This window comes from Gracilimonas sp. B-17, assembly GCF_056857935.1.
Window position 1 is genome coordinate 169,763 of record NZ_JBSXOA010000010.1, and the last position, 12,692, is coordinate 182,454.

Below are 12,692 nucleotides of genomic sequence, written 5' to 3' on the forward strand. Positions count from 1 at the left end.
AGAAACAGTATTTAGTATTTAATTATCTATTCAGATACCAAAGCCTGACTATCAGGGCTAAAATTTTTAGTGAATGCTTCAATCACATCTTCAAGGATCATATATAAGCAGGGGACAATCACTAAAATTATGGCTGTTGCAAACACGATGCCGAATCCTAATGATATAGCCATTGGGATCAGCTGAGTTGCCTGAATGGATGTTTCCATGATGATCGGCGTTAACCCACCGAATGTGGTCAAGGTGGTCAGGATGATCGGTCGGAACCTGCGGAGCCCGGCTTCATTAATGGCATCAAAAACCGACTCCCCCTTCTTCCGTTTTTTATTTGCCAGATCGATCATGATCAAAGAATCATTTAAAACAACCCCGGAAAGCGCGATAACTCCCATCAAACTGACCAATGACAGATCATATCCCAATAAGATATGTCCAATAACAGCTCCTACGATCCCAAAAGGGATTGCCCCCATAACGATCAGTGGTTGTAAATAACTATTAAAAGCCACCGCAAGTAAGGCATAGATTATAAGTAAAGCTAAGAAGAAACTGCCCCATAAAGCCTGAGTTGACTCCCTCATCTCAGCCTCACTTCCCTCAAAAGTCCAGGTTATCCCAGGGAAGGCCTCCTGTAAACGTGGCAGTTCTTTCGTTCTTATAGACTCTAATACCTGATTGATAGCTGCTGCAGGCTCTACATCCATACTTACACCAACCACACGCCGGCCATCCCTGCGATTAATACTCGTAAATGCTTCACCGGTCTCAACCTCAGCAATATCATAAAGTGGGACTTCCACTCCATTTTGGGTTCTGATCAGATATTCTTCCAGATTATAGAGGTCTTTACGTTCCTCTTTCGGAAGTTTGACCCGAACCTCTACTTCATTGGTTCCACGTAGCTGCCGCATTGCCAAGGCTCCAAAAAATCCGTCACGCACTTGCTGTCCCACTTCATCTGAGGTCAGACCAAGCTTTCTCGCCTCCGGCAAGAGTCTGAAATCAAACTGCTGCTTTCCGCGATTGTAATTATCACTTACATCGGCCGTATTTTCATAACCTTCCATACGCTGAAAGAATGCCTGACTAGCTTCTTCCAATACGTTGATATCGGAATGACTGAGATCCACACTGATATCAGGCAAATATCCGGCTGGACCTGCTTCTACTTCAAAGGTTATTTGATCGATACCCTCAATATCACCAATGCTATCCCGCCATAATACCATCAATTCCCGGGTGGTCATGGTTCTTTCAGCGGGTGGCTTCATTACAACTTCTACATCAATGAATTCCTGACCCCGTACATTGGTCTTTATACCTTCTGCCTGTTCAAAAAGGTCATTTTCTTCAAACATTCGATAAGACGCAGCTGTGATCTCATCAGCTACACGAGCCGCCTGATCGTTAGTAGTACCTACAGGCAATGAAGCCCCCGCTTCTATTTCATCGGCGGGTTGTTCAGGCATTAGAACCAGCCCCATATGATCGCTGTATCCATACCCCCCTACTATTAACAATAAAGCCACCGCTGCACTCAAAGTTACGTACCGGTTTCGAATACATAATTCCAGAAATTTTCGGTACCGAGTATTGATAAAATTTTTGAATTTATCAGCGAATGATCTCTGAAACGACTCAATCTTTGCCATAAATCCTGACGATCGTTTCTCTCTGATATGGGCAAGGTGAGCCGGAAGTATGAAAAGTGCTTCAAAAAGTGAAAGTGCCAATACGATGATGACCACTGCCGGAAGTGGCCACCAATATTTTCCGGTAGTCCCTGGGATCAGAAGCAAGGGAACGAAAGCGATGATATTGGTAAGAATACTAAAGGTAACCGGCTTACTCATATCTTTGGCTCCGGCAATTGCTGCTTCGAGTTTTCCCATTCCTTGTTGACGGAATTCAAAGACATTCTCTCCCACTACGATGGCATCATCCACAACAATTCCCAGTACCACAAGAAAACCGAACATAGAGATCATGTTTATGCTCAAATTGGCCAGAGGCATAAAAAGAACGGCCCCCACAAATGAGATCGTCATTCCCATCATGACCCAAAAGGCGAGGCGGTACTCAAGAAACAAGGTCAGGATCATTAATACGATCAAAATAGCTAAGAAGCCGTTTTCAGTTAATAATGCAAGACGCTCACGGTAATCTTCAGCTGTATTACCATCAACACGGTACTGCACACCCGGTGGAAAACTTTGAGCTGCCTGCTCCATAACTTCAGTCACGGTCTCTTCAATTTCGAGTGGTGACTGATCTCCAATTCTTGAAACCTGTATCTCAACGGATGGCTGGCGGTTAAACTGAGAATGAAATCCCTCTTCTGCAAAACCATCTCTTATCTCTGCGATATCACCAAGCAAAACAGTTCCCCCAGAATCTGAGGAGATAACTTCTATTTCAGCAAATTCACCGGCCCATTGTTTCCTTTCCTTCATTCGGAGTAAGATCTCTCCGGAGCTGGTTTCCACTGCCCCGGCCGGTACATCTTCACTCGATACATTGATAAGGGTTGCAACTTCTCCAAGGGTTAGATCATACTCTCTGAGGGTTTGACGTGGAATCTCTACATGCGTCACGTAATCCGGGACATTCCCCAATTGCACCTGAGTGATAGTTTCAGTGCTTAGCATTTGATCCCGCACTTGTTCAGCCAATAGTCTGAGTGTCCAGATATCAATATCTCCGTAAAGGCCGATCTCCATCACTTCTCTTTGGTTCGTCTGAAGGCGTACTTCCGGTTGTTCTATGTCGTCCGGGAAAGTGGTAATTCGATTCACAGCCTGATCGATATCCTGAAAAACCTGCATGCGATCGGCTCCTACCACTAACTCTATGGAAACTGAACCTGATCCTTCACTTGCCTCAGAGGTGATCTCCTCAATTCCCTGAACGCCACGGATAGCCTCTTCAACAGGGCGTAAGATGCCCTGTTCAACCTCTTCAGGTGATGACCCGGGATAGGTCACGCTAACTTCAACAATATCCAACTCATATTCAGGGAATACCTCTTTTTGGATGGTAAACATAGACCATATTCCACCTCCCAAAAGGATGATCATCAGTAAATTGGCTGCAATAGGATTCCTTGCCATATAGGCTATCGGATCCGAAAAAAAACCTTGTTTATTATCTTGCCCGTTCATTCACCTGCCCCATTTGTATCCGGCGCACTTGTCTCTCCTTCAAGACGAAGGGTGGCTCCCTGCGTTACATTAGCGAGATTTGTTGTGACCACCTGGTCGCCATTATCTAACCCGGCCGACACATAGGCGTATTCTGAATCCTGAAATTGAATTTCGATATCTCGGATATTCAGTGAATCACCTTCCATCACCCAAATGCTTTCATTACTGCGAATATAATCGCGTTTCACTTTTACGACCTCATCAAGCGCTTTACCTTGTATTTTTGTTTCTACAAAAGACCCTATGATCAATCTTGGTAATTCTTCATTTCCGGGTTCTATAGCCATAGGGTCTTCAACTGCTACTAATACCCTTGCCATACGGGTTTGATCTTCAAGTGAGCCTAGCATTTTGAACAGACTCCCGTTCCTATATTCATCTTCTTCCCAGGCAGTTCTGCTTCTGACCTGAACCGGTGCGCCGTCTCCATTTTCTTCAAAATTAAGCCAACGCAGTTTATTTAAAGGAACCCCCGCTTCAACCCAATATGTGTCGACTCCTGCCAGTTGCCCTAAGTTTTCCCCCGGTGAAACCAATGATCCGGTATTTACATATTGATCCAGGATATAGGCATTGAAAGGAGCACGAATGGTAGTTCTTTCAAGGTTTAATTTTGTCTGATTGACAGTTGCCTGAGCCGACTCAACCTGTGCACGGGTTGCTAATAGCTGTGGCTGTCGTAATACCAGAGCACGGTTAGCCTCAGACAAAGTATCGTCCAGTAATGCATATTCTCTTTTAGCTGCTTCCTGTAACCCCATCTCACGCTGAAGGGCTGATCTTGCCTGCTGTAGCTGACTCCTTGCCTGCATGAGTTCATTCACATAATCAGTGGAATCGATCTGTAGTAAGATTTCCCCTTTCTTCACAAAACTGCCCGGTACAAAATTTGGGGATCGATAAATAACCTCACCTTCTACGCGGGCCCCTAACATAACCTCCTGTGAAGGCTGAATCGTACCTGTTGCTGTGATAGTTGGTTTAAACGTTCCCTTTTCAACTACTTCCACCTGAACCAGCATGGCACTTTCCTTTGCAATCCCAGATCGCTCAGCTTCAGGCTCTGTTGAAAAGATAAGCCCCAATATTGCACCCGACCCAATTAATATTGAAACAGAAATGATAAGTGTCTTTTTCCAACCCATAGAATTTTTGATTTTTCTTGGTATGCCTTTAAATAACTTGAGACCTTTCTAAAGCGTTCAGGAGAGCGTGTAAAATCCTTTAATCAACTATGAATCACAGGCGCTTACTTTCGATCCTGATTAATTTATCTTTCCTTCACATCCATAAAAGATATTCAACCACAAAAAATTTTCCGCTAACAAAAAAGCGCTTCCAATGATCGACAACATCAAGATTGCCCAGCAAGCTCCCATGAAACATATGCGCCATTTTATGGCTGAACTTGAACTGGATGAGGATAACTTCGAGTTCTATGGTAAATATACAGGCAAGATCCGCCTTAATGTCCTGGAGAAGTTCAAAGATCGTCCTGATGGCAAACTTATCCTTGTAACAGCTATTACTCCTACACCCGCAGGAGAGGGTAAAACACTCACCTCCATAGGGCTTAGTCAGGGGCTGCAAAAACTTGGAAAAAGATCATTGGTAGCATTACGAGAACCATCTCTTGGTCCTGTTTTCGGTATCAAGGGTGGAGCTGCCGGTGGGGGGTACTCACAGGTCATTCCAATGGAGCGCATAAATCTTCACTTTAATGGGGATATTCACGCAATCGGCACGGCCCATAACCTTCTTACCGCCATGCTCGATAATCACATATTCAAAGGAAATGAGTTGGATATTGATGTCACAAGCCCTCTCTGGAATAGAGCCATGGATATGAATGATCGTGCTCTCCGCCAGATCGTGGTTGGTTTGGGAGGTAGGGTTAACGGCATCCCAAGAGAATCAGCATTTATGATCACTGCTGCTTCTGAAGTTATGGCCATACTTTCATTGGCAACTTCCCGAAGTGATCTAAAAGAACGGTTAGGAAACATAGTAGTTGGATATAACAGAGCAGGAGAATCTGTTAAAGCTAAGGACCTCGGAGCACATGAAGCTATGGCAGTAGTTCTGAACGAAGCCATTATGCCTAACCTGGTTCAAACCCTCGAACATGTGCCGGCTCTTATCCATGGAGGACCATTTGCCAATATTGCTCATGGTACCAGCAGCATCATTGCTAATAAGATCGGTTTAAAACTTGCCGATTATGTGGTTACCGAGGCCGGTTTCGGGGCTGACCTTGGGGCCGAAAAATTCTTCGACATTGTAGCTCGCACCTCTGACATATGGCCATCTGCAGTAGTGCTGGTGGCTACCGTTAAAGCACTTAAATATCATGGGGGTGTTACCGTTGAAGAAGCCAAGGAAAGTGGAAAACACATCAAAGAAATCCGGAAAGGATTAGAGAATCTGGCTGTTCACGTCAAAAACATGAAAAAATTCAAAACTCCGGTCGTGGTTGGTATTAATAAATTCGTGGGCGATACTGCCGAGGAGATCAAAATCATCAAAGATTTCTGCGACAAGCTTGGTGTTGCATGTGAAGCACATAACGGATTCGAAAAAGGAGGTGATGGGGTCACAGTCCTTGCCAACGAAATCGTTAAACAAGCGGAACTTAACAAAGAACCTGAAAAAGTAATGTTATACGATACTCAGCAACCCATAGAAGAGAAAATTGAAACAATAGCGAAAGAGATCTATAACGCAGATGGCGTTTACTTTGAAAAGAAAGCCCTTAAGAATCTCGCCCATTTCAAGAAACTTGGATATGGAAAGCTCCCTGTTTGTATAGCAAAAACTCAATCATCCATTTCTGATAATCCACTCCTAAAAGGTGCCCCAAAAGGATTCACCCTTACTGTGACGGATATTCAACTTTCAGCCGGAGCCGGTTTTTTGGTTATCATTTGCGGAAACATGATGCTGATGCCCGGACTGCCTAAAATTCCAGCAGCGGTCAATATGACTGTAAATGACGAAGGAGTGATCTCAGGACTGTTTTAAAAACAAAAGGCCCCAAATAACTCCGGGGCCTTTTTCTATACCTATAATTATATATTCAGTTTTAACCGATCTCTAGATTACTGTGATCTCCTACATCCACCTTCCCTTTTACATTTTTCAGGTTTGTGTGTGCTCCTACAGTTGACTCGGATAACTCAGAGCTTGAAATGTTTGCATGATCACGAACAATGGAGTTCTCGACCCTGGAACCTTCGATCACTGTATCATTTTCTATACTTACTTTTGGTCCCACCGTACTGTTCCTGATCTGAACTCCTTTGCCTATGTAAACCGGGGGAATGATCGTTGAACCGGGGTATTTGCTCTCATCAATACCATTAAATTCTTTTTCAGTGATTATACCGGTCGTTTCAAGCCAGGCAGGCAGTGTTCCGCAATCCAGCCATTCATCAACCGTCGCGGTCTTAAAGACCTTGCCGTCTTTTATCATCTTATCGAGTGCATCGGTCAGGAAGTACTCACCGCCCGGACCTTTCATATCGTTATCAATAACCCATTCGATCTGCTTTTTAAAATAGCCTCCATCTTTAAAGTAATACACTCCGATGATCGCAAGATCAGAAATGAATTCCTTCGGTTTTTCAACAAAACCCGTGATGGTATCACCCTCATGGGTCGCCACTCCAAAACGGGAGGGATCTTCCACTTTTTTCAACCAGATCACGCTATCAGCATCTCCCAGGTCAAATGCTTTTTCACTGTCAAAGATAGTATCCGCAAAAGCGATGATCACTTCTCCATCCAAATGCTCCTTTGCACAGGCAACAGCATGAGCTGTCCCAAGGGCCTCTTCCTGTACTTCAAAAATAGCTTTCGCATTATGGCGCTTGCTCATATCACGAAGAGGTTGCTTGATATCTTCGCCAAAATCCGGCCCTAAAATATATACGATCTCACTAATGTCTCGATCTAAAGTGCGGTTAAAGGTTTCTACAATGCGCTCCACGATCATGGTGCCGGCAACTGGCAGCAGAGGTTTTGGAACGGTATGAGAATGTGGTCGGACTCTGGTACCCCGACCGGCCATTGGGATAATTAATTTCATATATTTCTCTTCGTTTTATTGAAACATTTACATTGAATGCGCGGTGAATATACCAAGCTTATAAACCGATTTCGAATATTGGTTTATTTCATAACTTGTACCAACATCACTCGGCTATTAATTTTAAAATAACCCACATACATTGAACTGGTATTACACCTCTCTTAATGTCGGCGCCCTAATTCTCTGTGCGATCTTTTTACGGTACATTATTTACAGAATGCAATTCTTTTTGCATGCCTACCAACAAGTTGGTTATAAGAACAATGAATTCTGGCAATGGATGAAAGACCATTGGGAGGAAAAAGTATTACCTCCTTCTCTTTCAATGCTAATGATCCTTCTATTTATCCTTGTTATTGGAGGAACCTGGCTGCTTGAATACCTTACTTACACTTCTGTATGCGTGATCGTTTTTGTGCTGACCCTCTTTTGGTTCGGTTCAATTAAAAACTATAAAGCTGAAAAAGTTAAGAAGCCACTGGTCTTCACTCCCCGCGTATACCGGTTAATGCTTCCCTTTCTGATCCTTACCATATTATTCCCTCTTTATTTTTCATACATGGCGTTTACTGGGCTAATGCCATTTACTCATCAAACGGTACCCGCATATTTTGCCGGTGTTCTTAATTTTGACCTGACTATCTTAGTTGCAGGATGGGCTTTTGGTGCAATGTTGGTTCCATTTTTTATCCTGTTGTCAGGTTTTTTTACCCGGCCTGTTGAAACGTACATCCAGAATGGATTTAAAAAGCTTGCCCGAAAAAAACTGGCATCCATGCCCGATCTAAAGGTCATCGCTATTACCGGCAGCTATGGAAAAACGAGTACAAAGTTCATGATCAGGGATCTTCTAAAGGAGCGATACAATGTTTGTTCTACTCCCGGAAGTTATAACACCCCCATGGGAATTTGTAAAGTGATCAACAATGACCTACAAGCCAATCATCAGATTCTGATCCTTGAAATGGGTGCCCGTTATCAGGGTAATATTCAGGAACTCTGTAATATTGCCAAACCTGATATATCAGTTGTTACTAATGTTGGGGTTGCACACCTGGAAACCTTCGGCTCACAAGATGTAATTGCAAAAGAAAAGGGCACATTAGTAGACAATTTGGGAGAAGAAGGTATCGCCGTTCTTAATGCTGATGACCCTCGTGTTTCAAAAATGGGCAGCAACAGGTCTGACATAAAAAGGATCATGGTTGGCTTGGATCATGGCCATATTAAAGCTACCGATATCCGATATAATACCTCAGGAATGACCTTTAATGTTTCATTGGGAGAAGAGACCGAATCATTCCAAACAAAACTTCTGGGAGCACATAATGCACAAAACCTGCTTTTAGCTATCGGGATCGGACATCATTTTGGCCTGAGATTAAAGACCATGGCTATAGCAACAAGTAAAATTGAACCTGTCGAACATCGCCTCGAGTTAAAACAAAACGGTGACCTTACAATTATTGACGACGCTTTCAATTCCAATCCTGTTGGTGCAAAAAATGCAGTTGAGATCCTTAGTCAATTTGACAGTGGTAAACGAATTATCATCACTCCGGGCATGATCGAGTTAGGTGATATCGAAGAGGAAGAAAACTTTAAATTCGGACAGGCTATAGGGAAAGCAAATCTCGACTTGGTGATTCTGGTAGGGGAAGTAAGGGTTAAACCCATTCAGGAAGGTATTAGATCTGAGGACTCAGCATCCCTGAACGTCAGGGTTGTGAATAGTCTTTTCGAGGCTAACGAACTCATTCGAAAAGTAGCCCAACCTGGAGATGTGATACTCTATGAAAATGATCTGCCTGACGTGTATAATGAATAATTAGTCAAACACTGCGTAACGATCGAACCTTATCACTCAAAACGGACGGCATCTGCCGGCTGTATCTGTGATGCTCGATGAGCCGGGTACCAACTTGCCAACACACTCAGCATTAAACTGACCGCCAGTACAAGAATTACATCCAGCGAATTGATCTGAACCGGATAGGCATCTATAATAAAAGCAGAGGACAGCTTAACTATTCCAAATTTCATCTGTAGCCAACTGATCAGCAATCCAACTGAGCCTCCAATTCCACAGCCTATCACTCCTATGTATAAGCCTTGTTTTCTAAAGATGGATTTGATGCCAGCCTTGCTATAGCCCATTGACATAAGGATACCAATATCCCGCTGTTTTTGTATGACGATCATTGTTAACGACCCAATGATATTTAAGACCGCCACTATCACAATTAGAATAAGGACCACAAAAGAACCCCATTTTTCCAAATACATTACATCATACAATGGCTTCTGAAGATCGTACCAGGTAGAGATCTTATACTCCGGACCTAACATCTCAGAAACCTTTGACTTAACAGCCTCCGCTTCTTCATTATCTGTTAGCTTGATATCCAGTCCGGATATCTCATTCCTGACTTTAAACAATCGTTTTGCTGCTTCAATATCTACAAAAACTTTGGGACCGCCGGCGATCTGCTGAAGATAGTATGCTCCCCGCAGGTCAAATCTATATGTTTGAGGAACAGTGATCTGAGTCAGTGCATTTTTCATACCCGCTGCACTAAGTAATGCCAGGTCATCACCAATGTTTATTCGAAGTCTATTCTTTAATTCTTCATGCACAATGATTCCCGGTGTCCGGTCACGAACACTGACATCAAAAACCCCTGTAGTTACACTGTTTTCAATATCTACCAACTGAAAAAATACATCCCTTTCCACCCCTTTAACATCCACCACCTCGTTTTGAACCCCATCCATGGCAAGCAATGCCTTACCTTCAACATAAGGCGAAATGATCCGTACTTCAGGGAGAGAACGGATCTCCTCCATCATTTCCTTGTTCTGTGCGAAGGTTGATGCTCCTGAAGCTTCAATCCTCAGATCAGGATCGTATGACAATAAAAAGCTTTTGATAACATCAAAAAAACCATTGAACACGGATAAAACCACGATCAGCAATGCCGTACCAATGGTAATTCCTGTAATACTGATAAACGTAAGGGTGGAGATCAGAGATATATGTTTACGAGAAAACAGATACCGCCTTGCTATAAATCCAGATTTATTCATGACCACAAAATATAGAAACAAGCAATTGAAAGCACTTTAAATGGGCTCATACATTTGATAAACTTTTAGTATCTTTTATGCCCTTTCAAATCCAATAACGGTGATGAGTTCAACACTTACAAAAGAAATTATTTCTTCTATATCAGACGGCTCTCATGGAGATCCGTTCTCGGTTTTAGGGTTACATGATGAAAAAATTGATGGTAAGAACAAGCTGGTGCTCCGTACATTCAGGCCTGAAGCAAAAACAGTAACGGCTCTCATTGGTAAAAAATCGTACGAATTGGATCGGGTGTCTGACGAGGGGCTTTTCGAGCGAGTTTTTTCCCGCCGAAAAAATCGCTTCAGTTATGATCTTAAGATCGACCCATATGAGGGTGAAACCTTTACAATTACTGATGCATATCAGTTTAATTCGTTGATCAGTGACTTCGACCTTCAACTTTGGGGTGAGGGCAATCACAACCAAGCCTACGAGTTTATGGGTTCTCATCCACGCACTATTGATGGTGTCAATGGAACTCATTTTGTTGTTACAGCGCCCAGTGCAACTCGTGTTAGCGTGATAGGGGAATTCAATAGCTGGGATGGTCGCGTTCATCGTATGAGAAAGTTTCATGACCAGGGCCTTTGGGAGATCTTTATCCCCCATGTCCAGGCCGGTGATTATTACAAATATGAAATTAAAAGCCCGGTTCAAGACCCACCACTCAAGAAGGCTGACCCTTTTGCTTTTTATTCGGAATTACGTCCGGGAACAGCCTCAATTGTCACAGAAATTGATAGCTATGAATGGAATGATGATGAGTGGCTAGAATCAAGGCCTGATCGACAGGCTCTTGATCAACCAATTTCTATCTATGAAATGCACCTTGGCTCCTGGAAACGTAAAGTTGGTGAAGACCCGGGCTTCCTAAATTATCGGGAAACAGCTGATCAACTGGTGCCTTACCTGAAAGATCTTGGTTATACCCATGTTGAGCTTATGCCGGTAGCTGAACACCCATATGACCCCTCCTGGGGATATCAGATCACTGGCTACTTTGCACCAACCAGTCGCTTTGGCAAACCTGAAGACTTTATGTATTTCGTGGACAAGTGTCATCAGGCAGGTATTGGTGTATTAGTTGACTGGGTTCCGGCTCATTTTGCAAAAGACGATCACGGACTTCGTCGCTTCGACGGTACCGGGCTTTTCGAGCATGATGATCCCAGGAAAGGTGAACATAAAGACTGGGGAACCTGTATTTTCAACTACGGTCGAACAGAAGTTCAAAACTTCTTAGTTTCCAACGCCGTTTATTGGTGTGATAAATTTCACATTGATGGGTTGCGTGTTGATGCCGTTGCCTCTATGCTTTATCTGGATTATTCAAAAGATGAAGGAGAGTGGGTTCCTAACAAATATGGTGGAAGGGAAAATATTGAAGCGATCAATTTTCTGAGAAAATTCAATGATACCGTTCATCATCACTTTCCGGGTGTTGTCACTTTTGCTGAGGAATCAACATCATGGGGTGGAGTGTCACGACCAACTGAGACCGGAGGTCTTGGTTTTGATTTCAAATGGAATATGGGATGGATGAATGACACCCTTACCTACATTGAAAAGGACCCTATCTTCCGAAAATACCATCAGGACCAACTGACCTTTTCATTGATCTATGCTTTTTCAGAGCACTTCACACTGCCATTTTCGCACGATGAAGTCGTTCACATGAAACAATCCATGCTCTCAAAAATGCCCGGAGACGACTGGCAAAAGTTTGCTAACCTGAGGTTGTTATATACTTATATGTACGCACACCCCGGAAAAAACCTTCTCTTTATGGGGTGTGAATTCGGACAATGGTCTGAATGGAGTGAATCACGTTCACTTGACTGGCATTTACTGGAATGGGAAAAGCATAAGGGATTACAACTACTTGTTAAGGACCTCAACAATTTAAATACAGCCGAAAAGCCCCTTCACGAATTGGACTTCGACTGGCGAGGCTTTGAGTGGATTGATGTCAGTGATGCAGATAACAGTATAATTTCATTCATAAGACGTGCTGAAGATCCGGATGACTTTCTTATCATCATTCTCAATTTTACCCCAACTGTACACTACGGTTATAAAGTGGGTGTGCCACATGCCGGAGAGTATGAGGTGCTCATCAATAGCGATTCTGAATTTTATGGTGGCAGTAATGCCGGGGATAATAAAATTCATGGTGAATGGGGTGAATGGCATGGTCAAAAAGCAAACATTTCAATTACAATACCACCTCTCGCAGGTGTAATTTTAAAACCAAAGAGTTAGATATTTC

Annotated in this window: 7 protein-coding genes; 3 read left to right on the plus strand and 4 right to left on the minus strand. The window is 43.1% G+C overall.

Annotated elements, in window-relative coordinates; all coding sequences use genetic code 11:
- Positions 1 to 26 precede the first annotated feature (26 nt).
- Positions 27 to 3,161, minus strand: a complete 3,135-nt coding sequence (locus tag AC13FX_RS04030) for an efflux RND transporter permease subunit (protein WP_482879193.1) — start codon at positions 3,159 to 3,161, stop codon at positions 27 to 29.
- Positions 3,158 to 4,348, minus strand: a complete 1,191-nt coding sequence (locus tag AC13FX_RS04035; RefSeq protein ID WP_482879194.1) for an efflux RND transporter periplasmic adaptor subunit — start codon at positions 4,346 to 4,348, stop codon at positions 3,158 to 3,160. Before AC13FX_RS04035 ends, AC13FX_RS04030 begins: the two co-directional genes overlap by 4 nt.
- A 196-nt stretch (positions 4,349 to 4,544) precedes the next feature.
- On the opposite strand from AC13FX_RS04035, the gene AC13FX_RS04040 reads away from it, so the two are divergent.
- Positions 4,545 to 6,224, plus strand: coding sequence for a formate--tetrahydrofolate ligase (locus AC13FX_RS04040; protein ID WP_482879195.1), 1,680 nt, complete (start codon positions 4,545 to 4,547; stop codon positions 6,222 to 6,224).
- Positions 6,225 to 6,285: 61 nt separating this feature from the next.
- Here the strand turns inward: AC13FX_RS04040 and AC13FX_RS04045 are convergent, their stop codons facing one another.
- Positions 6,286 to 7,290, minus strand: coding sequence for a sugar phosphate nucleotidyltransferase (locus tag AC13FX_RS04045; protein ID WP_482879196.1), 1,005 nt, complete (start codon positions 7,288 to 7,290; stop codon positions 6,286 to 6,288).
- Positions 7,291 to 7,510: 220 nt separating this feature from the next.
- Here AC13FX_RS04045 and AC13FX_RS04050 point away from each other — a divergent pair, with 220 nt between their 5' ends.
- On the plus strand, positions 7,511 to 9,121 hold the full coding sequence (locus AC13FX_RS04050) for a UDP-N-acetylmuramoyl-tripeptide--D-alanyl-D-alanine ligase (protein ID WP_482879197.1): 1,611 nt from the start codon (positions 7,511 to 7,513) through the stop codon (positions 9,119 to 9,121).
- 32 nt (positions 9,122 to 9,153) lie between these two features.
- On the opposite strand, the gene AC13FX_RS04055 is transcribed toward AC13FX_RS04050, so the two are convergent.
- A complete protein-coding gene (locus AC13FX_RS04055; RefSeq protein ID WP_482879198.1) occupies positions 9,154 to 10,380 on the minus strand; it encodes an FtsX-like permease family protein in 1,227 nt (408 codons plus the stop codon).
- 103 nt (positions 10,381 to 10,483) lie between these two features.
- Between AC13FX_RS04055 and glgB the strand changes: the two genes are divergently transcribed.
- Positions 10,484 to 12,685, plus strand: a complete 2,202-nt coding sequence (glgB, locus tag AC13FX_RS04060) for a 1,4-alpha-glucan branching protein GlgB (RefSeq protein WP_482879199.1) — start codon at positions 10,484 to 10,486, stop codon at positions 12,683 to 12,685.
- Positions 12,686 to 12,692: the final 7 nt, after the last annotated feature.